This is a genomic window from Bradyrhizobium sp. CB1717 (assembly GCF_029714325.1).
Classification (GTDB): domain Bacteria; phylum Pseudomonadota; class Alphaproteobacteria; order Rhizobiales; family Xanthobacteraceae; genus Bradyrhizobium.
Genome location: NZ_CP121666.1, coordinates 7033018 through 7058319, shown reverse-complemented (window position 1 = coordinate 7058319; position 25302 = coordinate 7033018). Strand labels below are relative to the sequence as shown.

At 65.1% G+C, this 25302-nt stretch carries 24 protein-coding genes; 12 read left to right on the top strand and 12 right to left on the bottom strand.

The features are described from left to right. Positions 1-161: 161 nt before the first annotated feature. Entirely contained in the window at positions 162-1577 is a 1416-nt protein-coding gene (gene glgA / locus QA649_RS32960; protein ID WP_283020865.1) for a glycogen synthase GlgA, read from the bottom strand. Positions 1578-1771: 194 nt separating this feature from the next. On the opposite strand from glgA, the gene QA649_RS32955 reads away from it, so the two are divergent. The 9 genes from QA649_RS32955 to QA649_RS32915 all read left to right on the top strand — a co-directional run bounded on the left by QA649_RS32955 (position 1772) and on the right by QA649_RS32915 (position 11196). After that, positions 1772-2968, top strand: coding sequence for a CoA transferase (locus tag QA649_RS32955; protein ID WP_283020864.1), 1197 nt, complete (start codon positions 1772-1774; stop codon positions 2966-2968). Between the two features lie 134 nt (positions 2969-3102). After that, the gene (locus QA649_RS32950; protein ID WP_283020863.1) at positions 3103-4638 is read left to right on the top strand and encodes an ABC transporter substrate-binding protein; all 1536 of its coding nucleotides are present in this window, start codon (positions 3103-3105) and stop codon (positions 4636-4638) included. Positions 4639-4645: 7 nt separating this feature from the next. After that, positions 4646-5596, top strand: coding sequence for an ABC transporter permease (locus QA649_RS32945; RefSeq protein ID WP_283020862.1), 951 nt, complete (start codon positions 4646-4648; stop codon positions 5594-5596). Continuing rightward, positions 5583-6455 (top strand): ABC transporter permease, encoded by an 873-nt coding sequence (locus QA649_RS32940; RefSeq protein ID WP_232954736.1) that lies wholly within the window; start codon positions 5583-5585, stop codon positions 6453-6455. Before QA649_RS32945 ends, QA649_RS32940 begins: the two co-directional genes overlap by 14 nt. Beyond that, positions 6452-7444: an ABC transporter ATP-binding protein gene (locus QA649_RS32935; protein WP_283020861.1), complete on the top strand. Its 993-nt coding sequence runs from the start codon at positions 6452-6454 to the stop codon at positions 7442-7444. Before QA649_RS32940 ends, QA649_RS32935 begins: the two co-directional genes overlap by 4 nt. Next, positions 7441-8412, top strand: coding sequence for an oligopeptide/dipeptide ABC transporter ATP-binding protein (locus QA649_RS32930; protein ID WP_283020860.1), 972 nt, complete (start codon positions 7441-7443; stop codon positions 8410-8412). Before QA649_RS32935 ends, QA649_RS32930 begins: the two co-directional genes overlap by 4 nt. Before the next feature lie 77 nt (positions 8413-8489). After that, a complete protein-coding gene (locus QA649_RS32925) occupies positions 8490-9557 on the top strand; it encodes an alcohol dehydrogenase (RefSeq protein WP_283020859.1) in 1068 nt (355 codons plus the stop codon). Positions 9558-9689: 132 nt separating this feature from the next. After that, positions 9690-10769, top strand: a complete 1080-nt coding sequence (locus tag QA649_RS32920; protein ID WP_283020858.1) for an isocitrate/isopropylmalate dehydrogenase family protein — start codon at positions 9690-9692, stop codon at positions 10767-10769. Between the two features lie 10 nt (positions 10770-10779). Next, positions 10780-11196 carry an ASCH domain-containing protein gene (locus QA649_RS32915; RefSeq protein WP_283020857.1) on the top strand — a complete coding sequence of 139 codons (417 nt, stop codon included), beginning with the start codon at positions 10780-10782 and terminating at the stop codon, positions 11194-11196. A gap of 126 nt (positions 11197-11322) precedes the next feature. On the opposite strand, the gene QA649_RS32910 is transcribed toward QA649_RS32915, so the two are convergent. The 5 genes from QA649_RS32910 to QA649_RS32890 form a co-directional block, all read right to left on the bottom strand. Continuing rightward, entirely contained in the window at positions 11323-11604 is a 282-nt protein-coding gene (locus QA649_RS32910; RefSeq protein ID WP_283020856.1) for a hypothetical protein, read from the bottom strand. A 175-nt stretch (positions 11605-11779) separates the two neighbouring features. Continuing rightward, positions 11780-12595: an enoyl-CoA hydratase gene (locus QA649_RS32905; RefSeq protein ID WP_283020855.1), complete on the bottom strand. Its 816-nt coding sequence runs from the start codon at positions 12593-12595 to the stop codon at positions 11780-11782. A 120-nt stretch (positions 12596-12715) separates the two neighbouring features. Then, positions 12716-14065 carry a L,D-transpeptidase family protein gene (locus QA649_RS32900; protein WP_283020854.1) on the bottom strand — a complete coding sequence of 450 codons (1350 nt, stop codon included), beginning with the start codon at positions 14063-14065 and terminating at the stop codon, positions 12716-12718. Positions 14066-14467: 402 nt separating this feature from the next. After that, complete coding sequence (locus tag QA649_RS32895; protein WP_020608151.1) at positions 14468-14839, bottom strand: helix-turn-helix transcriptional regulator; 372 nt, start codon at positions 14837-14839, stop codon at positions 14468-14470. Between the two features lie 30 nt (positions 14840-14869). Continuing rightward, the gene (locus tag QA649_RS32890; RefSeq protein WP_283020853.1) at positions 14870-15916 is read right to left on the bottom strand and encodes a LysR family transcriptional regulator; all 1047 of its coding nucleotides are present in this window, start codon (positions 15914-15916) and stop codon (positions 14870-14872) included. A 484-nt stretch (positions 15917-16400) separates the two neighbouring features. Between QA649_RS32890 and QA649_RS32885 the strand changes: the two genes are divergently transcribed. Both QA649_RS32885 and QA649_RS32880 read left to right on the top strand, forming a co-directional pair. Further along, the gene (locus tag QA649_RS32885) at positions 16401-16667 is read left to right on the top strand and encodes a hypothetical protein (protein WP_018648227.1); all 267 of its coding nucleotides are present in this window, start codon (positions 16401-16403) and stop codon (positions 16665-16667) included. Between the two features lie 203 nt (positions 16668-16870). After that, the gene (locus tag QA649_RS32880) at positions 16871-17602 is read left to right on the top strand and encodes a cytochrome c biogenesis protein CcdA (RefSeq protein ID WP_283020852.1); all 732 of its coding nucleotides are present in this window, start codon (positions 16871-16873) and stop codon (positions 17600-17602) included. Between the two features lie 46 nt (positions 17603-17648). Here QA649_RS32880 and QA649_RS32875 read toward each other — a convergent pair whose 3' ends face one another. The 6 genes from QA649_RS32875 to QA649_RS32850 all read right to left on the bottom strand — a co-directional run bounded on the left by QA649_RS32875 (position 17649) and on the right by QA649_RS32850 (position 24656). Then, the gene (locus QA649_RS32875; protein WP_283020851.1) at positions 17649-18305 is read right to left on the bottom strand and encodes an HAD family hydrolase; all 657 of its coding nucleotides are present in this window, start codon (positions 18303-18305) and stop codon (positions 17649-17651) included. A gap of 228 nt (positions 18306-18533) precedes the next feature. Beyond that, complete coding sequence (locus QA649_RS32870; protein WP_283026156.1) at positions 18534-19451, bottom strand: MBL fold metallo-hydrolase; 918 nt, start codon at positions 19449-19451, stop codon at positions 18534-18536. 90 nt (positions 19452-19541) lie between these two features. After that, positions 19542-20747 carry an NAD(P)/FAD-dependent oxidoreductase gene (locus QA649_RS32865; protein WP_283020850.1) on the bottom strand — a complete coding sequence of 402 codons (1206 nt, stop codon included), beginning with the start codon at positions 20745-20747 and terminating at the stop codon, positions 19542-19544. A 499-nt stretch (positions 20748-21246) separates the two neighbouring features. After that, the gene (locus QA649_RS32860) at positions 21247-22206 is read right to left on the bottom strand and encodes an AraC family transcriptional regulator (RefSeq protein WP_283020849.1); all 960 of its coding nucleotides are present in this window, start codon (positions 22204-22206) and stop codon (positions 21247-21249) included. 303 nt (positions 22207-22509) lie between these two features. Then, complete coding sequence (locus tag QA649_RS32855; RefSeq protein ID WP_283026155.1) at positions 22510-23967, bottom strand: sensor histidine kinase; 1458 nt, start codon at positions 23965-23967, stop codon at positions 22510-22512. A gap of 347 nt (positions 23968-24314) precedes the next feature. Beyond that, on the bottom strand, positions 24315-24656 hold the full coding sequence (locus QA649_RS32850; protein WP_018648219.1) for a DUF1236 domain-containing protein: 342 nt from the start codon (positions 24654-24656) through the stop codon (positions 24315-24317). Between the two features lie 138 nt (positions 24657-24794). Here QA649_RS32850 and QA649_RS32845 point away from each other — a divergent pair, with 138 nt between their 5' ends. Beyond that, positions 24795-25028, top strand: a complete 234-nt coding sequence (locus QA649_RS32845) for a hypothetical protein (protein WP_283020848.1) — start codon at positions 24795-24797, stop codon at positions 25026-25028. Positions 25029-25302 lie beyond the last annotated feature (274 nt).

Below are 25302 nucleotides of genomic sequence, written 5' to 3'. Positions count from 1 at the left end.
GAAGGGGCGAGCACCTCAGGGTGACGGGGATGGATGGGTGCGCGCTGCTCTCCTCATCGTCATTGCGAGCGCAGCGAAGCAATCCAGAATCCTGCCCGCCGAAAGATTCTGGATTGCTTCGCTTCGCTCGCAATGACGGAGAACGGAGAAGCGCCTCGGCCTCACACCGACGCCAGCTTCCGATACAGCGCGCTGTAGCTGCCGGCCGAGATGCTCCAGGAGAACGATCGTCCCATGGCGCTGCGGCGCATGGTGTCGAGCTGGTCCTGCGCCATGAAGGCCGAGAAGGCGCGGCGGACGCCGCCGAGGAAGGATTCGTGCGAGGGCTTCGAGAACAGGAAGCCGGTCTCGCCGTCGCTGATGGTCTCGGCGAGGCCGCCGGTCTGGTGACCGATCGGCAATGAGCCGAAGCGCTGGGCGTACATCTGGCTGAGGCCGCAGGGCTCGAACCGTGACGGCATCAAGGTGAAGTCGCTGCCGGCAAAGATGCGCCGCGCCTGGGCGTCGTTGAAGCCGATCGCGACCCCGATGGCGTCGGGACGGCGGCGATGGGCGTTGATCAGCGCCTGCTCGAGCGCGGGCTCGCCGGAGCCGGTGACCACGATCTGCCCGCCGGCATCGATGATCTCGTCGGCCGCCGCCAGCACGAGGTCGATGCCCTTCTGGTGCACCAGGCGGGCGACGATGCCGAACATCGGTCCGCGCGACACCGCAAGCCCGAACTGCTTGCGCACGTAATCCGCATTGGCCTTCTTGCCGACCCAGTCGCCGGCGCCGAACTGCTGGGCGAGCTGCGCGCAATAGCGCGGGTCCCAGCTCTCGTCGATGCCGTTGAGGATGCCGGTGAGCTCGGCCGCATCCGAGCGCAGGCGGAGCAGGCCTTCCAGGCCGCAGCCGAATTCGGCCGTGGTGATCTCCCGCGCATAGGTGCCGCTGACGGTGGTGAGGTGCGAAGCGTAGACCAGGCCCGCCTTGAGGAAGGAGACCTGGTCGTAGAACTCGACGCCGTCGATGTGGAAGGAGCTTTCCGGTGCGCCGATCCGTCGCAGCGCCTCCTTCGGGAAGAGGCCCTGATAGGCGAGGTTGTGGATGGTCAGGATCGACGGCAGCCTGGCGCCGCGCCAGGCGAGATAGGCCGGCACCAGGGAAGCCTGCCAATCGTTGGCATGGATCAGGTCCGCTGCCCAATTCTTGTCCAGCTTGCCCATGGCCAGCTCAGCGGCTGCCGAGGCGAAGCGCGCGAAGCGGATGTCGTTGTCGGGCCAGTCGTGCCCGGACTCATCGCCATAGGGATTGCCGGGCCGGTCATAGAGCTGCGAGCACAACAGCACATAGACCGGCAGGCCGTCCTTGGTCGCGGCACGGCCGAGCGAGCAGGCCGGCAGCTCCGCGAACGGCGGGCAGCGGCCGACAATCTGGATATGCGTGAGTTGCTCGATGATGTCGCGATAGCCGGGCAACATGATCCGGATATCGGCGAAGGGGCGTAGCGCTCGGGGCAGGGCGGCGGAAACGGCTCCGAGTCCGCCGACGCGGACGAGGTCGTCCATCTCTGTCGTAACGAACAAGACCCTCAAGAACTGCTGCCCTCATCCGATCCCGTTTGCTGCTATGCAAGAACGGGTCCAGTTGTCCCGGAAATTCTCAAGCCGCGCAAGACGCGCCTGCTCGGTAAAGACTTTCCTACTTAGCCGCCGCCCTCTAGGGTCGCCGCACCAACAAGAGAGAACATCCATGGTTCCCAAGGGAGCCCCAGGGAGACGCGGCACGCATGCAGCTACCAGACAAGCATGAGGGGACGACGACAAAGGCTTTCGCGGGCCTGCGGGTCCTGGATTTTTCGACCACGATCGCCGGTCCCCACTGCGCGCGCATGCTAGCCGACATGGGCGCCGAGGTCATCAAGATCGAGACCGACGGCGGGGAGACGATGCGGACCCGGCCGCCGCTGCGCAAGGGGTGCAGCACCGCGTTCGGCCAGCTCAATGTCGGCAAGAAGAGCCTGGTGCTCGACCTCAAGTCCGACGACGGCAGGGACGCGGTCTACCGGCTGGCCGCGACCGCCGACATCCTGGTCGAGAACTTCCGCCCCGGCGTGATGCACCGGCTGCGGCTCGACTATGACAGGCTGCGTGGGGTCAACGAGAGGCTGATCTACTGCTCGATCTCCGGCTATGGCCAGACCGGCCCCTCGGCCGAGCTGCCGGCCTATGCGCCGGTGATCCATGCCGCCTCCGGGTACGACATGGCGCATCTCGCCTACCAGCCCGGCCGTAACAGGCCCGACTATTGCGGCATCTATCACGCCGACGTCGTCACCGGCACCTACGGTTTTGGTGCGATCGCCTCGGCGCTTTATCAGCGCACCGTGACCGGGCTCGGCCAGCACATCGACGTCTCCATGCTGGAATCGATGCTGACCTTGACCCTGACCGAGTTGCAGAGCACGCAGTTCGCGGTGGCGCCGCCGCCGCGCCCGATGTTCGGACCGACCGAGACGGCCAGCGGCTACGTCATGATCACGGTCGCCAGCGAGAAGACATTCCAGGCCCTGATGGCGGTGATCGGCCGTCCCGAATGGGTCTCCGATCCACGCTTCGCCACCTACGCCCCGCGCCGCGAGAACTGGGCAGCGTTGATGGACGGCGTCGAGGTCTGGTCGCGGCAGCTCTCGACCGATGCATGCCTGCTCGCGCTTGGCGCTGCCGGCGTGCCGGCCTCGGCCTATCGCACCGTGTCAGAGGCGCTGGCCGATCCGCAGCTTGCGCATCGCGGGGCGCTCTCCGAGGTGCGGGACGAGGGCGGCTCGTTTAGGGTGCTCAACCTGCCGTTCCGGATGTCGGGGGCCGACACCACGCCGGCCAAGACGGTGTCCGTGCTCGGCGCGCACACGGACGCATTGCGCGACGAGATCGGCCTTGCCGACAAGGCGCCAATTCCGTCAGGCAAAACGGCCGCGACATCCTGAGCAACGTGACGCCGTGCGCATGCGGCGTTTGATCTCTCGTGTGTTCCTCTTGCCGTGGCGAGCATTTGTCGCCAAGCTCGCTTTCCGAGTCATCAACGATCCGAAACATCGGACGAGGGATCCCGGGAGGAACCATGACGAAGATTGCTGCCGCGGCGCGCAAGCACGTGCCGATTTTCCTTGTTGCGGCATTTGCGCTTGTCTCGCCTGCGCAGGCGCAAAAATCGGGCGGCAGCATCACCGTCGGCCAGGAGCTCGACATTCCCGGGTTCGATCCGCTCAAGGTCGGCGTCTACGACACCTCGACCAACACCGCCGCGGCCGCGATCTTCGACACGCTCACAACACTTGATGAAAAAGGCGAGGTCGCGCCGAAGCTCGCGGTGTCATGGACCCATTCCGACGACTACATGATCTGGACCTTCAAGCTGCGCGAGGGCGTGAAATTCCACGACGGCACGCCGTTCAACGCGCAAGCCTTCAAGGAGAATTTCGACCGGCAGAAGGACCCCGCCAACAAGTGCCGCTGCGCCTTCTACATCACCAACGTCAAGGAGGTGCTGGCGCCGGACGAATACACCGTCGTCTATAAGCTGACCGATCCTTCCGTGAATCTGCCGGCGGTGATCACCATCCAGAGCCAGAACAACGTCATTCACTCGCCGACCGCCTGGAAGACCAAGGGCGACGACTACAATCGCAATCCCGTTGGCACCGGCCCCTACATCCTGAAATCATGGACCGCCGGCGACCGCATGGTGCTGGAGAAGAATCCCAGCTACTGGGACAAGAGCCGTCCCTATCTCGATCGCATCATCCTGAAGCCGCTGCCCGACGCGCAGTCGCGCTTCGCCTCGCTGCAATCGGGTGAGGCCGACATCATCTGGGACGACGAGAACGACGCCGACAACATCATGAAGGCGCAGAAGGACTCCAAGCTGACCGTACACACCTACAAGGGCTCGGGCGCGCAGGTCTACGCCTTCAACACCAAGCTGGCGCCGTTCGACGACGTCCGCGTGCGCCAGGCGCTGGTGATGGCGATCGACCGCCCGAAGATGTCGCAGGCGATCAGCAACGGCCTGAGCCGGCCCGCGACCAATCCTTACGGCGAGGGCTCCTGGGTCAAGTGCAAGGACGACGGCGCGCTGCCGTTCGACGTCGAGAAGGCCAAGGCGTTGCTCAAGGATTACGGCAAGCCGGTCGAGTTCAAGATGCTGGTGAGCGCAACGCCGCGCGGCCGCATGATCGGCCAGGTGCTGCAGCAGTTCTGGAAGCGCGCCGGCGCCAACATGGAGATCGAGCAGGTCGACCAGGCCACGATTCCGTCGCGCGCCTTCACCCGCCAGTTCCAACTGACGCCGTGGCGTATCGTCGACCTCGCCGATCCCGATCCGCAGATGTACGCGAATTTCCGCAGCGGCAGCCCGCTGGCGCTCTCCAGCTTCTCAAATCCCGAGCTCGACAAGCTGCTGGACCACGCGCGCGTCACCGCCGATCTCGGCCAGCGCACGGAAGACTATTGCGCCATCAGCCGCCTGATCAACAAGGAGGCGATCTGGTTCTGGACCTTCCAGAACACGTACTACGCTCTATCGAGCGCGAAGCTGAAAGGCTTTCCGAAGATCTACAACGGCGTGATCGACGTCTCGACCACCTGGCTGGAATGAATGTGCGATGCTGAACTTCGTCGTTCGGCGGCTGCTTGCCATCCTGCCGGTGCTGCTCGCCGTCTCGCTGCTCACCTTCCTGATCGCCTCGCTGCTCCCCGGCGATCTTGCCTTCGTCATCCTCGGCGACCAGGCGACGCCGGAGAATGTCGCGGCGCTGCGCCGTGACATGGGGCTCGACCAGCCGTTGTGGTGGCGCTACCTGAGCTGGCTCGGCCACGTGCTGCAGGGTGATCTCGGCCGCTCGTTCCGCACCGGTCAGACCGTGCTGCAGGCGGTCGCCGAGCGCATTCCGGTCTCGCTTCAGCTGATGCTGATGGCCGAGTTCATCGGGCTGCTGATCGGCGTTCCCGTCGCGATCGCCTGCGCCGCGCGCGCCGGCGGCGCCTTCGACCGCTTCATGACCGGCAGTGCCTTCGCGATGCTGTCGATGCCGTCCTTTCTGATGGCGATCCTCTTGATCTACCTGTTCGCGGTCGAGCTGCACTGGCTGCCGGCGACCGGCTATGTGCCGTTCACCGAGGAGCCGCTGTCCAATTTGCGCTTCTTCGTGCTGCCGGCGCTGACGCTGGCGCTGGCGGAATGGCCTGGAATCATGCGCGTGCTGCGCTCCGACATGATCGCGACCTTGCAGGAGGACTATATCGCGCTTGCCAAGGCCAAGGGGCTCAAGCCATCGCGCATCCTGTTCGTGCATGCGCTCAAGCCTTCGTCGCTGACGCTGGTGACGGTGACCGGCATCAATATCGGCCGCCTGCTCGGGGGCACGCTGATCGTGGAATCGATCTTCGCGCTGCCCGGCATCGGCCGGCTGCTGGTCGGGGCGATCTACACCCGTGACCTCGTCATCCTCCAGGGCGTGGTGCTGCTGGTGGCCTGCGGCTTCGTCATCGTCAATTTCATCGTCGACATGCTCTACGCCGTGCTCGATCCGAGGATCCGCCATGGCCACGCTTGAGCTGTCAATCCAGGACGAGGCCGTATCTGCGCCGGTGCGACGCGGGCGCAAGCTCGGGCTGCTGTTCTGGCTCGCGAGCGGCTGGCTCGCCATCATCCTGACATTGGCGATCCTGGCGCCGGTGCTGCCGCTGCAGAACCCTGTAGACATGGACATGCTGGAGCGCCGCGCCGCGTTTTCGACCGAGCACTGGCTCGGCACCGACGGGCTCGGCCGCGACGAGCTCGCCCGCCTGATTTTTGGCGCGCGCGTTTCGCTGACGGTCGGGCTGATTGCGCCGATGATCGGTCTCGTGTTCGGCGGCGCGCTCGGCCTGCTCGCGGGCTATTTTCGCGGGAGGTTCGAGACGCTGGTGGTCGGCAGCATGGACGTGCTGCTGGCGTTTCCGCCGCTGATCTTCGCGCTCGCCGTGACCGCCTATCTCGGCCAGTCCATTCCCAATCTCACATTGATCCTCGGCGTGCTCGGCATCCCCGCCTTCATGCGCGTGGCGCGCGCGGCGACGCTGACGCTGGCGCGGCGCGAATTCGTGATCGCGGCGGAAGCGCTGGGTGCGAGCCATGCGCGCATCCTCCTGCGCGAGCTGCTACCGAACGTGATCCTGCCGCTGCTGGCCTTCTTCCTGCTCGGCGTCGCCGTCACCATCGTGGTCGAAGGCGCGCTGTCCTTTCTCGGGCTCGGCGTGCCGCCGCCGATGGCAAGCTGGGGCAGCATGATCGGCGAGGGGCGCGAAAGTCTCGATGTCGCGCCACGGCTCGCCTTCCTGCCGGCAGCGGGCCTGTTCCTAACCGTGCTGGCCTTCAACCTCGTCGGCGACACCTTGCGGGCGCTGACGGACCCGCGTCAGGGGGCGCTGTGAGCATGCCGCTCCTGACCATCGAGGACGTCGCGGTCGAGCTGCCGACCCCCCGCGGCAACTTGCGCGCTGTCGATCACGTAGATCTGTCACTGGAGGGTGGGCGCACGCTCGGCATCGTCGGTGAATCCGGCTGCGGCAAGACCATGCTGTCGCGCGCGGTGCTTCAACTGCTGCCGAAGAAGGCCAAGCTGACGGGCCGCGTGATGTTCGACGGCCAAGACCTGGTGCGGCTCGATCGCGAGAGCCTGCGACAATTGCGCGGACGCGACCTCGCGGTGGTGTTCCAGGATCCCATGACCTCGCTCAACCCGGTGCTCACCATCGGCACGCAACTGATGGAGACGATCCAGGAGCATATCGAGCTCGATGCGCCCGCGGCGAAGGCGCGCAGCATCGAGCTGCTGGCCGCCGTTGGCATTCCCGCGCCGGAGCAGCGCCTCGCGCAATATCCGCATCAATGCTCCGGCGGCATGCGCCAGCGCATCGCGATCGCGATCGCTCTGTCCTGCGAGCCGAAGCTCCTGATCGCGGACGAGCCGACCACGGCGCTCGACGTCACCATCCAGGCGCAGATCCTCGACCTGCTCGCGCGCGAGCAGCAGCGCCGTCACATGGCGATGATCATCATCACCCACGATCTCGGCGTCGTCGCCGGCCGCGCCGACGAGGTCGCGGTGATGTATGCGGGCCGGGTGGTGGAGCGCGCGCCGACGCAGGCGCTGTTCAAGCGCATGCACATGCCCTACACCGAGGCGCTGCTGGCGGCGATCCCGAAGCTGGAGACCGCGCCGCACACGCCGCTGCCTGCGATATCCGGCCGTCCGCCCGATCCGACCCGGCCGCTGCAGGGCTGCTCTTTCGCGCCGCGCTGCCGCTATGCCACCGGCCATTGTCGCGAAACCAAGCCCGGGCTGAAGGGCGCGGAGATGCCTGATCATCTCTACGCCTGCTTCCATCCGATCCGGATGGCTGAGGGGATCGGCGCATGATGCAGCTGGCCGTGCGCAACGAGGCGCTTCTCAACGTCGACAATCTCGTCGTCGAGTATGGCCTCGGCAACAAGACGGTTCATGCCGTCTCCGGCGTCAGCCTTCAGGTCGCGCGCGGCGAGACGCTGGGGCTGGTCGGCGAATCCGGCTGCGGCAAGTCGACGCTCGGGCGTGCGGTGCTGCAATTGCGCCGTGCCAAATCCGGCCGTGTGCTGTTCGACGGCGAAGACCTCACGGCAATGGAAGGCGAGGCGCTACGAAAAATGCGCCGGCGGGTGCAGCTGATCTTCCAGGATCCGATCGCCTCGCTCAATCCGCGCCGGCGCATCGGCGACATCGTCGCCGAGCCGCTGATCATCGCCGGCGTCAAGAATGCTGCGGAGCGCAAGCGTAGGGTGCACGAGGTGCTCGCTGCGGTCGGGCTCGATCCTGATCTCGTCGTGGGCCGCCTGCCGCACGAATTTTCCGGCGGCCAGTGCCAGCGCATCTGCATCGCGCGGTCGCTGGTGCTCAACCCCGAGTTCATCGTCTGCGACGAGCCGGTTTCGGCGCTCGACGTCTCCATCCGAGCACAGATCCTCAACCTGCTGGAGGAGATGAAGGCGCGCTTCGGCCTGACGCTGCTGTTCATCGCGCATGACCTTGCGGTGGTCAAAGCCGTCAGCGACCGCGTCGCGGTGATGTATCTCGGCCGGCTCTGCGAGGTCGGCCCCTCCGAGCAATTGTTCGCACGGCCCGCGCATCCCTACACCAGCCTGCTGCTGCAGGCGATCCCGGTGCCCGATCCGGATGTGCGTCCCGCCGAGAGTGTGGCGACCGGCGAGCCGCCATCGCCGATTGCACCGCCGTCCGGCTGCCGCTTCCGCACCCGCTGCCCACGCGCCGATCAGCGATGCAGCGCGGAGATACCGGAGTTGCGCGAGGTCGCCCCCGGCCAGTTCGCCGCTTGCCACCATCCGCTGGCCTGAACTAAGACCGGTTTGTCTCGCCCCGCCCGCCATGGCATGGTGAGGCCGAGAACGACAAGCATGCCGGGAGGATTCCAATGAAGAGTTTCAAGGTTGCCGACTTCAAGGCGCCGCTGCAGGAGTTCGACGAGGCGACGCCGCAGCCCTCGGGCACGCAGGTGCTGATCAAGGTGAAGGCCGCCGGCGTCTGCCACAGCGACCTCCACATCTGGGAAGGCGGCTACGATCTCGGCCACGGCCGCAAGCCGCTGTCGCTGAAGGACCGCGGCATCAACCTGCCGCTGACCATGGGGCACGAGACCGTCGGCGAAGTCCTGGCGTTCGGACCGGACGTGAAGCCGGGCGACCAGGGTGACCTCAAGCTTGGCGACATCGGCCTGGTCTATCCCTGGATCGGCTGCGGCAAATGCGCGACGTGCCTTGGCGGGGACGAGAACATGTGCCTGACGCCGCGCTCGCTCGGCGTCTATTGCGACGGCGGCTATTCCGATCACATGCTGGTGCCGCATCCGCGCTATCTGCTCAATCTGAAAGGCCTCGATCCCGCGTCGGCCGCGCCTTACGCCTGCTCGGGCGTCACCACCTACAGCGCGCTGAAGAAGGTCGAGCAGCACTTCGACACGCCGATCGTGATGTTCGGCGCCGGCGGCCTCGGCCTGATGGCGCTGTCGCTGCTCAAGGCGATGGGCGGCAAGGGCGCGATCATGGTCGACATCGACGCCAGGAAGCGCGAAGCGGCCGAGAAGGCCGGCGCGCTCTCAACCGTCGATCCCAAGGCGCCGGATGCGCTGGAGCAGCTTGCGAAGAAGGCGGGTGGGCCGATCCGCGCCGTGATCGACCTCGTCGGCAACTCCGCCACGACGCAGCTCGGCTTCGACTGTCTGACCAAGGGCGGCAAGCTCATCATCGTCGGCCTGTTCGGTGGCGGCGCGACCTGGGCGCTGCCGCTGATCCCGATCAAGGCGGTGACGATCCAGGGCAGCTATGTCGGAAACCTGCGCGAAACGCAGGAGCTGCTCGATCTCGTCCGCACCAAGAAGGTGCCGCCGATCCCGGTGACGACGGCGCCGCTCGCCAAAGCCAACGACGCGCTGGTGCAATTGCAGCAGGGCGCGGTGGTCGGCCGCACCGTGCTGACGCCGTAATAACTCTCTCCACCGTCATTGCGAGCGCAGCGAAGCAATCCAGAAATCCCGCCGTGGAAACAGTCTGGATTGCTTCGTCGCAAGAGCTCCTCGCAATGACGGGGCCACACCTTTCTTCACGCAGGAACCCCTATGTCCGCAAACAACGCCTTCCACATTGCCGTGCTCGCCGGTGACGGCATCGGTCCCGAAGTCATGGCGCCGGCGCTCGAAGTGCTGCGCAAGGTCGGCGACAAATCCGGCCTCAACTTCCGCTTCACCGAGGCGCCGGCCGGTGCCAACAATTATCTCGCCACCGGCAAGTCGATGCCGGACAGCACGATCAAGCTGTGCGAGGAGGCGGATGCGATCCTGCTCGGCGCCTGCGGCCTGCCGTCGGTGCGCTACCCCGACAATACCGAGATCGCGCCGCAGATCGAGCTGCGCTTCATCTTCGATCTCTATGCCGGCGTGCGGCCGGCGCGCCTCATTCCCGGCGTGCCGAGCCCGATCGTCGGCGCGGACAAGCGCGGCATCGATCTCGTCGTCATCCGCGAGTCGACCGAAGGCCTGTTCGCCTCGATGGGCAAGGGCGTGGTCACCCACGAGGACGCGCGCGAGACCATGGTGATCACGCGCCGGACGTCCGAGCGCCTGTTCGACTTCTCGTTTCGCCTCGCCGAGCGGCGCAAGGCGCGCGGCAAGCCGGGCGCGCTGACCTGCGTCGACAAGGCGAACGTGTTCAAGGCCTTTGCATTCTTCCGCGGCATCTTCGACGAGATCGAGAAGAAGCATCCCGGCGTGAAGACCGACCGGCTCTATGTCGATGCCTGCTCGGCGATGCTGGTCAAGCGTCCCTGGGATTTCGACGTGATGGTGATGGAGAACATGTTCGGCGACATCGTTTCCGACATCACCGCGAGCCTGATCGGCGGTCTCGGGATGGCGCCGTCCGCCGACATTGGCGACAAATATGCGGTGTTCCAGCCCTGCCATGGCACCGCCCCTGACATCATGGGGCAGGGCAAGGCCAACCCCACCGGCATGATCCTGTCGGCCGCGATGATGCTGGACTGGCTCGCCGAGAAGCATGGCGTCGAGAGTGCGGCCGAGGCGGGCGAGCAAATCGAGCGCGCGGTGGACCGGGTCTATGCCGGCGGCATCAAGCCGATGGAGTTCGGCGGCAGCAACGGCACCGCCGACATCACGAAGGCGGTGATTGCCGCACTCTGAAAGGAAGCGGATGAGCGGGCAGGTCCCCGAACGCTATCGACACCTCCGGACGTTTGCTTTCGGCGACAGTCCCGGGCTCGCGGACGAATTGCTCGATCTCGTCGTCAGGGGCATCAAGACCGCAACCTGCAGCACGGAAGACGAGCCGAACACATCTACGCCCGGAGAGCGCTGGGTCGTGCTCGATGGACGGGGAGAGCCGCGCTGTGTCATCGAAAGCACCGAGATCACATATCGGCGCTTCCATGAAGTCGACGCCGCCTTTGCCTATGACGAGGGCGAAGGCGATCGAAGCCTGGCCTATTGGCGCAGCGCTCATCGCACCTATTTCGGCCGGCTCGGACGATTCGGCGAAGACATGATGCTCATGTGCGAGCGCTTTCGCCTGATCGAGGTGTTTGGGGAGCTGCCGCCCGCGGAACGATAGCTGACTTTAGCTCGGCGATGATCGCCTTCCTCGTTTCCAGACGCGCGTGTTGGCTATCCGGATCGAGCGCTGGCTTCGGCTGATCAAACGCCTCCGACGAAAAGGGGCCTTGCGGCCCCCTTCAATCTACCAGCGGTGCCAGTGGCGGTGGCCCCAGCCCCACGGGCGCGGCCCGTAAAACCGGCGCGGGCCGCCGTAATAGCCATAGGCGCCATAGTAGTTCGGGCGCCAGAAGCAGCGGCCCCAGGGGTTACAGACCCAACGCACCTGATCGACGTCGGCAGCCGGGCCTTTTGCAATCTGGTCCGCCTGCGGAATGCCGTTCGGCATTGCCGCAAGGGCCGGTCCCGAAGCGAGCGCCATACCGCCCACGGCAGCCAGGCCAAGAACAGCAAGTTTGAGTTTCATCGCAGTCTCCCTCGTTGGTTCCGGGAGAACTAGCGACAGATCAATTGGTTGCTACCGCAACGCAGGCGGGAGAGGAATTTAATCTTCCTGAACGTTGGTTCACCTCGCTCTGCTTCGTCGCAAGAGCTCCTCGCAATGACGGCGGTGAGAGAGGCGTGTTTGCAACGACAGCCGTTCACTTCCCTTGAAACTTCGGCTTGCGCTTCTCCATGAAGGCCTGCCGGCCCTCGCGGAAATCCGCCGAGTCCATGCATGCGGTGCCGATCGCCTTGATCGCGTCCATGTCGCGTGCGCTCTCGTCCTTCAAGACCTGCGCGATGGTGATCTTGGCGGCCTTGATCGCGAGCGGGGCGTTCTGCGAGATCGTCTCGGCAATCGCCATGGTCTCACCCCAGAGCTGGTCCTCCGGGAACACGCGCTCGACGAGGCCGATGCGCAGCGCCTCGGCGGAATCGATGCGCATGCCCGTGTACATCAGAAGCCGCGCCCAGGACGGGCCGACCAGCGACACCAGGTGCTTCAAGCCGTCATAGCCATAGGCGATGCCGAGCCGGGCCGCGGGGATGCCGAACTGGCTGTCCCGCGAGGCGATGCGGATGTCGGCGAGCATCGCGACCTGCATGCCGCCGCCGAGGCAAAAGCCCTGGATGCAGGCGATGGTCGGCTTCGGATAGTCGGCGAGCAGCGCGCGCTGGGCGACGCTGCGCCTGGCATATTCCTCGGACGCCGCGGCGTTGTGACGGGTTTTTTCGAACTGGCTGATGTCGGCCCCCGAGACGAACGCCTTGCCGCCGGAACCGCGCAGGATCACGACCCGCACGGTATCGTCATCGCGCAAGGCCGTCAGCGCTTCGCCAAAGCCCTCCCACATCTCCAGCGACATCGCGTTGCGCTTGTCGGGATTGTTGAACGTGATCACGCCGACGCCGTCGCCGGCGTGCTGGAGGATCTTGCCGTCGGCGTAGGATTTTTCGTTGGAGATGTCAGGCATCGCGCGCTCGCGTGTTGTTGGCGAGGCGCAATGTGCGGCCGGGCCGAGGCCGGGGTCAACCGCGGCAGGGGACGCGGCTTTGCATCGGCCCGTGCCGCGATTGCATGGCGCGAGAAGCGCCTATTGCGTCACATGCATGTGCGCGGTCAGCGGATGGCCGGCGGCCTTGCCGAAGAACGCCGCCTCTTCGGCCGTCGCCTCCAGCAGCTGCTCGTCCTGGCTATAGACGTCGTTGCGGAACTGGATGGTCTGGTCCTTGGTCATCCACGCCGTGAGATAGATCCAGGCCACCGGCACCTTCTTCGCCATGGCGACCTCGAGATGCTGACCGCTGGCGATCTCCGCGTCGATCGCGGCGCGGCTCCATTTCGGCTGGTCCTTGAGCAGCCAGGCGGCGAGATCGCGCACATTGTCGACGCGCGAGCAGCCGTGGGAATCGAAGCGGTAGTCGTCGCTGAACAAGTTGCGCTGGTTGGTGTCGTGCATGTAGACCGAATAGGAATTCGGCATGTCGATCTTGACCGCGCCGAGCGCGTTGAAGGTGCCGTTGCGCTGGCGCACCGTGAAGTTCGGCGTGCGCGTGCCCGACCAGTCGACCGAATGCGGATCGATCGGATTGTCGTGGGCGTCGAGCACTTCCATGTGCATGCGCGACAGATAAGTCGGGTCCTTGCGCATATGCGCCGAGATCTCGGTCTTGGCGATCGAGGCCGGCACCGTCCAGGTCGGATTGAGGACGACGCTGGTGATCTGGGCCGTCAGCGTCGGCGAGGGCTTTTCGGTCTTGCCGACGATGACGCGATAGCGCCGCACCACGACGTCGTTCTCGACCGCTTCGGCAAAGGCGGCGGGAATGTTGACCACGACATAGCGCTGGCCGAAGCTGAAATTCATGTTCTCGAGCCGCTCGAGCGAGGCCTCGAGCTGGCGGATGCGCTTCTGCACGGAGACGTTCATCGCCGCGAGCGTGCGCGGCGTCACCGTGCCGGTCGGCGCGAGGCCGTGACGTGCCTGGAAGCGCTTCACCGCGTCGGCGAGATCCTGGTCGAAGGCGCCGCTGGTCTTGTCGGCGGAAAGATCGCCGGAGAGGATCAGCCGCTTGCGCAGGAGATCGTCGCTCGCGCCCTGGACGCCAAGCGCGAATTTGGCATCCGCGGGGATCGTCGGCCAGCCGCCGCGTACGGCGAGTGCGGAATAGCTGAACGCGGCCTCCTTGATGCGCTGGGCGGAGCCTTCGTCATAGGTCGGCTCGTGCGTCAGCGCGAGCGCCTCGGCCGAGCGGCTTTCGGGCGTCGAGGCGGGCGTCGTTGCGGTTTTCGGCGCAGCTGCGTGGGCCGGATTGGCCGCAGCCGGCACAGTCCCGGCCGTTGCAGGCTTGGGCGTGGCCTGTCCGACGGTCTCGGTTTGTGCCAGCGCAGAGGCGCTGGCGAGCACGCCGACGGCAACGATCATCGCATGGCGTTTCGACATGTGTCCCATCTTCCCCAAGAGAGCGAGGCCCGGACGGGCGCTCGCATTGGCAATGTTCGGCCGCCGCGCTGCGTACGCCGATTCGCGAAATCGGCGGAAAATTAGGGCGCCGGTGTTGAGGTCCCATTAAGCGCGGCAGTCGAAAGCTCCACGCGTCCGCTCGCGGAGTCTCTCGATTGGGTCGCGGCAAGTGCGGAATGGGTTCGCCAAAACCGCGATGAGGGAGGGAAAAGGGCAAGAAAAAGGGCGGTCAGGCCGCCCCGAAATACGAAGGCCGCGCGCGGATGGCGCACGCCAGATCTGGTTCAGAAGATCTGATCCAGCCGATCTCGTCCAATCCGGCCGCGCCCCCGCGACGCGGCGGATTGAACGTTGGCCGTCAAGGCCAGACCGTCGATCGGCTCAGCTTTCGTTGGCCGCGATCGATTCCATCAGCGAGACGAGCTGACGCTGCACCGTCTGGTCCTTGATCTTGCTGTAGGCGCGCAGCAGGCGGAGGCTGAAAGCCGAATCGAGGAAGAGCAGGCTTTCGACTTCGCGCGCCTTGTTGTCGCCGTCATAGAAGAAGGTCACGGGCACGTCGAGGGCGGATGCGATCTGCTGCAGGCGGGCTGCGCCGACGCGATTGACGCCCTTCTCGTACTTCTGGACCTGCTGGAAGCTCACGCCGAGCTTTTCGCCAAGCTCGGCCTGCGAGATCTTCATCTCGACGCGCCGCAGACGGATCCGCTTGCCAAGCTCAATGTCCGGCTTGCCGGCACTGCGCTGCTTCATTCTTTTCGCCGCTGTTTTCATAGTCGTTTCTCACCGTTCTTCGGTTGAAAATCCCCCGAAGAGCTGGGTCAGGGGTTCGCCCATATACGAGTCCTTGAATTCATGCGGGTGCACGAACTCTTCCTTAAACCACGGGAAGCGAGCTGGATTGAAAGCCTCGATCAGCCAGTCAATCATGTGCCGAACGCGCGGGATGCGGCCGCTACCGGGATGGTAGGACAACCAGATATCCAGCGGTCGGTTCAATTCGACCTCCAGTGGAATCAACTTCCCGCCAAGCGCAATGGCGTAACTCGGGAATACGCCGATTCCGGCGCCATTCGCGACTGCCCAGTAATTGGCGCTTGAGACGTTCGTCTTCATGACCAGAAGGTCACGTTCCTGAACGCCCGGGAAGAAGCTCTCAAAAGTCTCCTTGGCGGCGAGCTGGTCGGCGAACTGCAGCACCAGGCGGTGCTTGATCAATTCATGGGCCGAGCGCGGCGTGCCGTGTTTCTCGAGGTATTTCTCCGAAGCCCAGAACATCAGATGCATGCGGCCGAGCCGCACCAGCTTGACGTCGAGCGCAGAAGGCCGGGACAGGTGGATGGCGACGTCGGCCTCGTGTCGCGAGACGTCGGCCGAGCGCATGGCGCAATGCAGGTCGACCAGGATCTTCGGATAGGTCTGCTGGAATTCGACCAGGCGCGGGGCGAGCCAGAACGTGCCGAGCCCCTCGGTGACTGCGACGCGGACCTCGCCGGACAGAGCATTGCCGGTCGAATCACTGGTGCGCAACACGTCGAACGCGGCTGCTTCCATCCGCTCGACGGCGGAGACGACGAGCGCGCCCTCGTCCGTCAGATGCGTGCCATGGACGTCGCGCGTGAACAGAGTGGTGCCGGTCTGGCGCTCGAAATCGTCAATGCGGCGGCGGACAGCGTTGATCGACAACGACAGCCGTTCGGCTGCCGAGCGAAAACTTCCGCAACGGACGACTTCCAGGAAGATGCGCGCCGCATCCCAATCGGAGAGGCCGCTGAGATTTGCTTTTAGGCGTTCCTCTGGAGGAACGCCCCTTTCCGCCAAGGAGTGCATACAAGTCCCTTCAGGCGGCTAAACTGGCAGAATCTGGCGCAAACCACAACCACGGCGGGTTGCGGGGTGACGAGTTTTGAACGTCATCCTTACTGCCTCGCGGCTGGTATCATGGTGCGGCCACGGGCTGGGAATCGGGCAGACGATCGCCTGAATTGAGGGGTGTCGCGTGAGTTCCGTTGCGAGCCTTCAGATGGCTGCGGGATTGTCGGCGCTGTCCGCAATGGACATCCTTGCGCAAGTGGCGCTTTCAACCCCCTGCATGGATCAATCACAACGCAACAGGCGTTCTCTCCCCGGCTGCCTCGACGATGGCCGACGTTGCGGCGGGCCGATGTTCGTCGGAACCGCGAAATCAACGCAGAAACACATTGAAATCATGTTCAGAGGCGTCGCGGCCTCGTGTTATCCTTGGTCTCCCATGGGGGCCAAAGGGGTCGTCGCAAATACGTCTCGCAGGCCGAATTAACGGAAAGAACGCCCGGTGTCGCATTCAGACGAACAGTTGCAGTCGGTGCTGGAGACGCTCGAGGAGTGCCGCAGGGCGCTCAACGAGATGAATAGTCGCGAGTCGGCCGAGCTGCTGTCGATTGTCATCCTCGACGTGCGGATGAAACTCAAAGGAATTGACAGCGCCGATCTCAAGGCGCTGTGCGACGAAATGCTGCGGAACGCCGGAAGCGAACCGCCGCCCTCTTCCAAGCAGACGCAGGACCAGCCCCGGCGTCCGCTGCTCCGCGTGGTGAAGTAGCCGCGCCGCCTGGTCTCGCTTTTTGGCGAGGTTTGTGCGCGTCCCGATGCCGCATCTGTGATCACGGACGGCATCGGGAGGAGCCTTGGTTTTGTGCGCCTCTGTTGCGCATTCTCCGGCATCGGCTACACCAGAGCCGGTGCTCCGGGCCGCGCGCGTTTCCCGCGTGCCGCACCGGCGCCTGAGATGGCTCCGACTGCATCATGCAAAATGTTTCGATCCCGGCGGCGCTGATTGCCGGCCTCGTCAGCTTCCTCTCCCCTTGCGTCCTGCCGCTGGTTCCGCCCTACCTGATCTATCTCACGGGCGCGACGATCGAGCATGTCGAGAGCGAGGAGCCGGCCTCGACCTCCAAGCGCGCGATCATGATGTCGGCACTGCTGTTCGTGCTCGGCTTCTCCACTGTGTTTGTGGCGCTCGGCGCCAGCGCCTCGCTGATCGGCGGGCTGATCCGGGCCTGGTCGGCCGAGCTGTCGATCCTCGCCGGCATCGTCATCATCATCATGGGCCTGCACTTCCTCGGCCTGACGCGCATCGGCCTGTTGATGCGCGAGGGCCGGCTGCCGATCCCGAAACCCGTCGGACTCTGGGGCGCCTACATCATGGGCCTCGCCTTCGCCTTCGGCTGGACGCCCTGCATCGGGCCGATTCTGGCTGCGATCCTCTCGATCGCCGCGGCCGAAGCCACGGTGGCGAAGGGCGCGGGGCTGCTCGCGGTCTATTCGGCGGGCCTCGGCATTCCGTTCCTGATCGCCGCGCTGATGATCGAGCAGTTCTCCACGCTGTTCGCGCGCATGAAGGGCCAGCTCGTCAATGTCGAGCGCGCCATGGGCGTGTTGATGGTGATCACCGGCATCGGCTTCCTCACCGGCGCGGTCTCCAATGTGAGCATCTGGCTGCTCGAGACGTTCCCGGCGCTGCAGACGATCGGGTAGGGCTGTGCCATGGCGGCCTCCGAGAGGAGGCTTGGGAGTGCTGCGATCATTCCATGCGCAGCAAAGCCGGAAGGTCGCTCATTCGATGACAGAGGTCGTCACAGACCTCCGCTAGCTCTCGCTCAGCTCCCGAATCTCCTCCGGTAAAGCCGAGGACTCTCATTCCTGCGGTCTTTGCCGCGCGGACTCCGGACAACGAGTCCTCAACAACGACGCAACGTGAGGGGGGAACGCCCAACGTACGTGCGGCATGCAGGAACAGGCCGGGGTCCGGCTTCCACGAACCAACCTCATACGCACTGAAGATGCGGCCTTCGAAGTGCTCCAGCAGTTTGGTCAATCCGAGTGCATGTGTCAGCTTCGACATGGGGCCGTTGGATGCTACGCAAACCGGAACGTCGATTTCGGCCAATGCCGCATGGATTCCTTCGATGGGCTTCAGTTCGGCATCAAACGCCAGCGCGGTCGCCCGTCGAACGTCGTCGATGAAACTGTCTCGGACGCGGCGGCCTAGCCGCTGCTCGATTTGGCGCACGCATTCGGCCATCTTGACCCCGCGGAAAGAACGTATGGCGTCTTCGACGCTGATCGATATGCCTTCCTCGGATGCCGTTTGAACCAGCACGGTCAGTGCAATGATCTCGCTATCGACCAGGACGCCGTCCGAATCGAAAATGACAAGTTCGGGACTTGCAGAGGTCATTCTTGCGAGGCTCCAAGCACATCGTTCACCGGAATGTCTCGCTATATCCGGGACGATGGACGGAGGCCATACTGGCTGTCTGGAATCGTCGCAGGGCAGGGTCCGTGAGGATCCGAGGCAGGTCCTTGGATGTGTCGCGGATGCCGAGCGCCTCAGTGATTTGAATCAGGGCGCGCACTCACGAAGGTCATGAGCACGCGCCCCGGTTTGGCCTCGCCTGACCAGCCGTCAGTAATCCCAGAACACCGGCACCCAGCGGAAGGCGTCGCCATCAACCGCCACGCGGCCCACCGACGGGAACGGCAAATGCGTGGCCACCAGCATCTCGCCGGTCTCGGCAAGCTCGCGCAGCAGACGGACACGAACGCGCGCCGCCTCCTCGGGGTCGTGCTCGAAGCCGTTGTGCCAGTCGGGTTGTTCGAACCCGACCGCGAACACGGCATCGCCCGCGAAGGTCAATGCGTCGCCGCCGGACGCTACGCGAACCACGCTGTGTCCGGGGGTGTGACCGCCGGTCCGACGCGCGATGACGCCGGGCGCGATCTCCTGCGTTTCATCGAATGTCCGCAGCTGACTGCCGTACTCCTTCACGAACCGCTTGGCGGTGGCCCGAAGCGCGTCCGGGAAGCCTTGCGGCATGTTGGTATGGGAGAAATCGGGTGCCTCCCAGAACTTGACCTCGGCGGCCGCGACGTGGATGCGCAGGTCCTTGCGCAGCCGCTGCTTCACGCCGTCGACGAGCAGCCCGCCGATATGGTCCATGTGCAAATGGGTCAGCACCAGATCGGTCACGGCCGAAAGATCGATGCCGGCGGCCTCCAGTCGCTTGATCAACTGCCCGGCTCGCGGCAGGTGCAAGTTCGGGTCGGAGCCGAGGCCGGCGTCGATCAGGATGGTCTTGTCGCCGCTGCGCACCATGACCGCATTCAGCGCCCAGTCGAACGCGTCCTGCGGCAGGAACATGTCGTGCAGCCAGGCCGCCCGCTCGGCCGGGCTAGCGTTGTGCGCCAGCATCGTGGTCGGCAACGGCAGCACGCCGTCGCTGACCACCAGCACGTCGATCTCGCCGACCTTCAGCGCGTAGCGTGACGGAACGAGCTCTTCGGGGCCCGATGCCTGGGGATATGAGGTGTTGTGCAGGTTCATGTTCGTCTCCTGTTTCATGGAAGGCTTCTGGCTGGTCCTGGTTGAGCGGGCCGCGCAGCCAGGACGCGCGGCCGCCGTCACTTCGTGCGTCTAGAGAGCAGTCACACGCTCCGGATCGGCCGAAGCGAGCGCGGCGGCACGCTCGGCTTTCGGCGGATAGATCCAGACGGTGTTGATCTCGTGCTTGGTCTTCTTGGCGACGTCGCCGACCATCTCGACCTTGCGCTCCCAGCCGCGCGTGAACAGCGCGCCGGCTTCGCCGAGGTCGAGGCAGGTGACGTAGGCCTTCTGGTGGTACGGCCTCGTCGGAACGCCGAGCAGCTCGGCGGCGGCATTGTTGCCGGCAAAGGCGCCCATGCGCGTGGCATGCTGGCACGACATCAGCGCGTAATTGCCCTCGTCGTCGCAGGCGGCGCGGGCGGCATCGCCGGTGGCGAAGACGCCGGCAACACCAGGCACGCGCAGATCGCGATCCACCAGAAGCCGGCCAAAATTGTCGCGCTCGGCCGGAATCTGTGCCGTCAATGGAGCGGCGCGGATGCCGGCGGCCCAGACCACCGTCTCGGTCTCGATATGCTCGCCGGTCGAGAGCGTCACACCGGATTTGTCGAGCGAGGCGACGCAGGCCCCGAGCCGGGTCTCAACGCCGAGCTTGCGCAGGGCGTCCGCGATGAGCGGACGGGGGCCTTCACCCATATCCGGAGCGATCGCGCCGTTGCGCTCGACGATGATCACGCGTGTCTTCGAATCCTTGCCGAGGATCTTGCGCAGGCGCGCGGGCAGCTCGGTTGCGGCTTCGATGCCCGTAAAGCCGCCGCCGGCGACGACGACCGTGTCGCGCCCGTTCACGGCCGGCCGGTCGGCAAGCCCGTGCAGATGCTTGTCCAGCGCGATGGCGTCATCGAGCGAATCGACGCTGAACCCGTGCTCGGCGAGGCCGGGAATGTCGGGCCGGAACAGGCGGCTGCCGGTCGCGATCACCAGACGGTCGTAGGACAGGGTCCTGCGCGGACCCTTGGGAGACGTGATCTGCACCGTCCGCGCTTCGGTGTTCACGGTCTCGGCGCTGCCCTGGATGTAGTTGACGTCGATCGCCTGGAGGACGTCGAGCAGCGGCGCCGTCAGCGTTTCCGGCTTCGGCTCGTAGAGCCGCGGGCGGACCACCAGCGTCGGCTCGGGTGCGATCAGCGCGATCTCGAGATCGCCGGGGGATGCGCCCTGGATGTCGCGCAGACGGGCGGCGGAGAGGGCGGCATACATGCCGGCAAAGCCGGCGCCGATGATGAGCAGTCGCATGTGGTTCACTCCTGAGTTCGGTGGTCGGGACAGACGTGCGTCGTCGCTGCCGCCCAAGGTCGGCGGAGCCTGCTGCGATCGGCGATGACGCGAAGAGGTGAAGCGGAGGCCGGTTGCCCGTTACGGCGCGGTACAAGCTGGCAGGGACGACAGCAGCGCGGGGCTTCCACAGGCCGCCTGGCAGCTTCTCGGGCTCGATGGCCAGCCGCGCAGGGCGGCCGGCACCGCTGGTTTCCTCGGCCAATCATGATTGATCAGGATTGACGCCAGGGGACTGGCGCTCTGTGCCGGCGCCTCCTCGGCTGTCGGCGAGGTGAGACGCACGGTCAGCGAGAGCCCGTACAGGAGCGCCGTTGCGGTGGCTTTGCGGCGCGGTGCAATTGCAAGGCGTTTCCAGTCCATTGTTCGTCTCCGTCCGCGTGGTCCGTTCCTGAGATATCTAGCGAACCAGATACTCGACCGCCCCAGAGCGATTGCCGTCGCTGTCGCGGGATTGCTGCTAACGCGTCCGTCTGCGCCAATCGCTCGGCGTTTCACCCGTCAGCTTCTTGAATGCGGCGGCGAAGGCGGTCTGCGTGGAATAGCCGAGCGCTGCGGCGATCGAGACGACCGGTTCGTCGGTCTCCCGCAGCATGTTCATGGCCTGCTCGAGCCGGTGCTGGCGCAGCCAGGCATGCGGCGAGAGTCCGGTGCTCTCCTTGAAGGAGCGGCAGAAATGGAAACGCGACAGACCGGCGTCGGAGGCCAGCGCCGAGAGCGACACATCCGCATCGCTGTCCGAGCGAAGGCGCTCGATGGACCGACGCAGGACCGTTGGCGAGAGGCCGCCGATGATCGGCTGCGGCGCGGCCGGCACGCCGGCATGGGCCGCGAGCACGCGCGTGGCGAGGAGATCGGTCAGCTGCTGCCTGAACAGCGTGTCGAGCGTGGCGCTGCCTTCGAGCGAGTCGGCTGCGCTCAGCAGCAGGCGGGACGTGATGGCGTCGGGATGCCCGGTTCTTTCCAGGAGGTCGCCGGGGCTCGCCGTGCCGGCTTCATCGGCGATACGCAGCAGCGTTCGCTGCGGAAGATAGAGCTGAACGACATGCATCGAACGGTGAATGTCCCATCGCGAGGTCGATCCGGCCGGAATGATCGTGACGACGCCGGGTCGCGCCGTGCTGATCGCAGCCGATTTTCCGCTGCGCCGCTCCAGTGCCTGTGAGCCGGCGGGATAGGTCATGATGACGTGATCGGCCATGGGTTCGACTACGTCGTGCAGCGGCTCGTGCTTCCAATAGGCAATCGTGCCGCTCTGGGAATCGGAGGCCATGCGAAGTGGCTTCGTCTTGAGCACGCGCGCCATCTCCGCATCGGCAGCGCGCAGCTGGGACGTCTCGCCATCGTCAGGCTGTGTGCCGGGTGGGGGTGGCAAGCCCTTGGGCGAGGGATTGCGCATGAGTGCGGTGCTCCCAATCATTGTGCGGCTCCTCCTGATCGTCTCAGGCTGCACATCAGCCGTCCGTATTTGTACGGGTCGGTGCGCGTTCTATGCGGGTGACGGAACAGCGTCTTTCCTGAAGCGGTCGTGCTTTGTCCGATCCTGCTCAGGGCAGGCGCGCGTTTTCGCAAACGCACGCCGGGCGGCGTCGAGCTGTCGCGGTGTTGAACGGAGATCGCGCGAGAGACGGTTAGATGCCGTCGAAATGGCTTGTGAAAGAGCGGCAAGCCGTCAAAGGGCGAGCTAACGAGCAGGTCGGCACCGCTGCTCGATGGTCCCTGTTCAGCGCGTCTCGTCCAGCATGCAAGTCACCGTGCAGACGACGCCGCGCGGAAGGAAGTCGACGGTTGCCTCGCCGCCGAGCTGGTCGCGGGCGCTGCGCTCGATCAGGCGCGAGCCGAAGCCGCGCCGCACCGGCGCGGTCACCGGCGGTCCGCCGATCTCGGTCCAGATCAGGCGCAGCCGCGGCTTCGGTGTATCGGCGATGACCTCCCAGTCGAGCGTCACCCGGCCGGTCTCGTTCGACAGCGCGCCGTATTTCGCCGCATTGGTGGCGATCTCGTGCACGATCATCGACAGCACCACCGCAAGCCGCGGCGACAGCGGCACCGTAGGGCCGGCCATCCGGATGCGGTCGGCGTTGCTCAGCAGGAACGGTTGAAGCGCACGGGCGATCACCTCCCTCAGCTCCGAGCCCACCCATTTCTCCTGGCTGAGCAGATTATGCGCCTGGGCGAGCGCGCCGAGCCGTCCCTCGAACTTGGCCCGCTCGTCACGACTGGCACTGCGGAAGGTCTGCACCGCGATCGCCTGCATCAAGGCCAGCGTGTTCTTGACGCGGTGGTTGAGCTCCTCGATCAGGAGATTGTGCAGCATCTCGCCGCGCGCGATCGTGGTTGCCATCCGCACCGCGAAGGTGAGGCCGATCAGCAGCAAGATGCCGCCGATCAGGCCGGTGATCGCAATGTTGCGCCAGAGCGGGGCGATCAACGAGCTTTCGGGGACGCCCGCGGCCACCGTCCATCCGGTGAGCCGAGATCGGGTGTAGGCGGAGGCGAGCGCGACGCCGTCGAGCGAGACCGACGACAGCGTTGCCTCGGGAGCGCGAAACATTTCCTCGTACAGCGAAGGCGATGCGCGCTTGCCGAAGTTTTCAGCGGGATTAGGCACGCGGGCGAATACCGTGCCTGTGGTGTCGAGCAGGGACACTGTCCACTTCTGGTCGGGCCGCTGCTTCTCGACCAGCTCCTGGAAGATGCCGATCGGCGGGCTGAAGCAGAGGTCATAGATCACCTCGCCGTTCCGGAACACCGGCACCTCGACGGTCAACACCTGACGCCCATTGATCGCGCCGGTGAACAGGTCGGAATATTGCGGCGTTCTGGTCGCGAACACGTTCTCGACGATGGCGAGATTGCCACGCAGCGGCAGGCTCGCGGTGTCCTCCGTCGTCGAGGAGAACAGCAATCGGCCCTTGCGGTCGGAGATCAGCAACAGGCCGCCCTTGCCGTACTGGTCGAGGAAGCCGAGCGCGATGCGGCGAAAGTTCTGGAAGTCGTCGTTGCGCAGCGAGTTCGTCAGCGCCAGCACCTGCAAGCTGCCGGTCATCCGCTGCACCTCGGAATCCAGCACGAGGCGCATGCTGCGGACGTTCTCCAGCACGCGGCGGGTCGCGTCGCTGCGGTCCTGCTTGTAATGGTAGAAGGCGATGCCGACCGCGAAGACGATCATCGGCAACATCGTTCCCGCGACCAGGAGAGCGAGCCGGACCGGCAGGGTGAGCTTTGACAAACGCGCTTGTCCCGCTTCCGGCGCGGCGGCGCCGGCTTATGATTTTGGCGAGAACCATACGGGCAGGACTGGCAGGGCGCTACGATTTTCGCTTGTGACGAGCGGTCCGGAAGGATTTTGCAGCGCAGTGCGGGGAGCCCTGCGCCTCAGCTCATGCTGATCGCGGTCAGCAGCAGACACACGACGTAGATGGCCGCCAGACTGAGCCCGGCGATCCGCGCCTCTCGATGCGGTTTCATGCGGTCAACTCCGGCTGGCGGCCGCCTTCGCGGCGGCCGCTCGTCCGTCAGTCCTGATCAATCGATTTCCTGAACGACGGTCCGCGTGCCCGGATCCACCAGCATCACGCGTTCGCCGGAATAGACGTAGCGATATTTGGTGAGGGACGGGCCCCAATCGGCCGGAACCGCTTCGAGCTCGACCTCGCTCGGCACCGTTGCGCCGACGATGATCTTCTCCTTCGTCGTAACCGGACGCACCCGGTGCTCGGTGACGTAGGATTTGATCTTGGTGCGGTATTGCGGCTCGATCTGAACGACCGCGGCGTGACCGGTTCCGGTCGTGGTCACGGTGGATTGCGCGAATGCGCCGGTCGAAATCAGAACGGCCGCGGCGGATAACAGGAACAGCTTCTTCATCTTGTCCTCCTCACAAGCATAAGCGCCGCAACAACCTTTCGCCGCGCGCGACGTTCCCCGAGGATAGGAACAAAATACCATTTTTTCCCGTTTCTGAATCGACCGGACCGAAATCCGGCAATTGGAGGAGGAGACAAGATGATGCTGAAGATGGCGACTGCAGCACTGATGGTTGCTGCGTTTTCCCTGCCGGCGTTCGCGGCCGACGAGTTCTACGTGGTCCAGGACGTCAAGACCAAGAAGTGCACCATCGTCGACAAGAAGCCGACCGACGCGTCCATGACCGTCGTCAGCCCGTCGGGCATGGTCTACAAGACGCGCACAGAGGCTGAGAGCGGCATGAAGACCGTCAAGGTCTGCACATCCAATTAAGGAGCATGTGATGCCAGTATTCATTCTCTGGGCCGTGCCGGCGATCATTGTGATCGGCGGCGGCATCTATCTGATTGGTCATATGCACTAGGTCGGCCGTGGAAGACGCGCGGGTCTGTGCGTGCAGCGCACAGGTCCGCCGTCTTGTTTCCGCCGGGAGCGGGGAGGCCGCTCACGCGGCGTGCCGCCGACAGGAACGCGAGTTGCAGTGCAGCAGGTCGCGCAGGCGCAAGTCCTGCGACGAAGAGTACCTCCAGCGCGCGCGAAATGACTT

Bases quoted from the DNA above. Each gene is read 5' to 3' on its own strand.
- QA649_RS32955 (WP_283020864.1), top strand. From the start codon at position 1,772: ATGCAGCTACCAGACAAGCATGAGGGGACGACGACAAAGGCTTTCGCG.
- QA649_RS32845 (WP_283020848.1), top strand. From the start codon at position 24,795: ATGATGCTGAAGATGGCGACTGCAGCACTGATGGTTGCTGCGTTTTCC.
- QA649_RS32915 (WP_283020857.1), top strand. From the start codon at position 10,780: ATGAGCGGGCAGGTCCCCGAACGCTATCGACACCTCCGGACGTTTGCT.
- QA649_RS32905 (WP_283020855.1), bottom strand. From the start codon at position 12,595: ATGCCTGACATCTCCAACGAAAAATCCTACGCCGACGGCAAGATCCTC.
- QA649_RS32855 (WP_283026155.1), bottom strand. From the start codon at position 23,967: ATGTTGCCGATGATCGTCTTCGCGGTCGGCATCGCCTTCTACCATTAC.
- QA649_RS32850 (WP_018648219.1), bottom strand. From the start codon at position 24,656: ATGAAGAAGCTGTTCCTGTTATCCGCCGCGGCCGTTCTGATTTCGACC.
- QA649_RS32920 (WP_283020858.1), top strand. From the start codon at position 9,690: ATGTCCGCAAACAACGCCTTCCACATTGCCGTGCTCGCCGGTGACGGC.
- QA649_RS32870 (WP_283026156.1), bottom strand. From the start codon at position 19,451: ATGAACCTGCACAACACCTCATATCCCCAGGCATCGGGCCCCGAAGAG.
- QA649_RS32940 (WP_232954736.1), top strand. From the start codon at position 5,583: ATGGCCACGCTTGAGCTGTCAATCCAGGACGAGGCCGTATCTGCGCCG.
- QA649_RS32860 (WP_283020849.1), bottom strand. From the start codon at position 22,206: ATGATTGGGAGCACCGCACTCATGCGCAATCCCTCGCCCAAGGGCTTG.
- QA649_RS32930 (WP_283020860.1), top strand. From the start codon at position 7,441: ATGATGCAGCTGGCCGTGCGCAACGAGGCGCTTCTCAACGTCGACAAT.
- QA649_RS32880 (WP_283020852.1), top strand. From the start codon at position 16,871: ATGCAAAATGTTTCGATCCCGGCGGCGCTGATTGCCGGCCTCGTCAGC.
- QA649_RS32910 (WP_283020856.1), bottom strand. From the start codon at position 11,604: ATGAAACTCAAACTTGCTGTTCTTGGCCTGGCTGCCGTGGGCGGTATG.
- QA649_RS32875 (WP_283020851.1), bottom strand. From the start codon at position 18,305: ATGACCTCTGCAAGTCCCGAACTTGTCATTTTCGATTCGGACGGCGTC.
- QA649_RS32950 (WP_283020863.1), top strand. From the start codon at position 3,103: ATGACGAAGATTGCTGCCGCGGCGCGCAAGCACGTGCCGATTTTCCTT.
- QA649_RS32895 (WP_020608151.1), bottom strand. From the start codon at position 14,839: ATGAAGCAGCGCAGTGCCGGCAAGCCGGACATTGAGCTTGGCAAGCGG.
- QA649_RS32925 (WP_283020859.1), top strand. From the start codon at position 8,490: ATGAAGAGTTTCAAGGTTGCCGACTTCAAGGCGCCGCTGCAGGAGTTC.
- QA649_RS32945 (WP_283020862.1), top strand. From the start codon at position 4,646: ATGCTGAACTTCGTCGTTCGGCGGCTGCTTGCCATCCTGCCGGTGCTG.
- QA649_RS32900 (WP_283020854.1), bottom strand. From the start codon at position 14,065: ATGTCGAAACGCCATGCGATGATCGTTGCCGTCGGCGTGCTCGCCAGC.
- QA649_RS32890 (WP_283020853.1), bottom strand. From the start codon at position 15,916: ATGCACTCCTTGGCGGAAAGGGGCGTTCCTCCAGAGGAACGCCTAAAA.
- QA649_RS32865 (WP_283020850.1), bottom strand. From the start codon at position 20,747: ATGCGACTGCTCATCATCGGCGCCGGCTTTGCCGGCATGTATGCCGCC.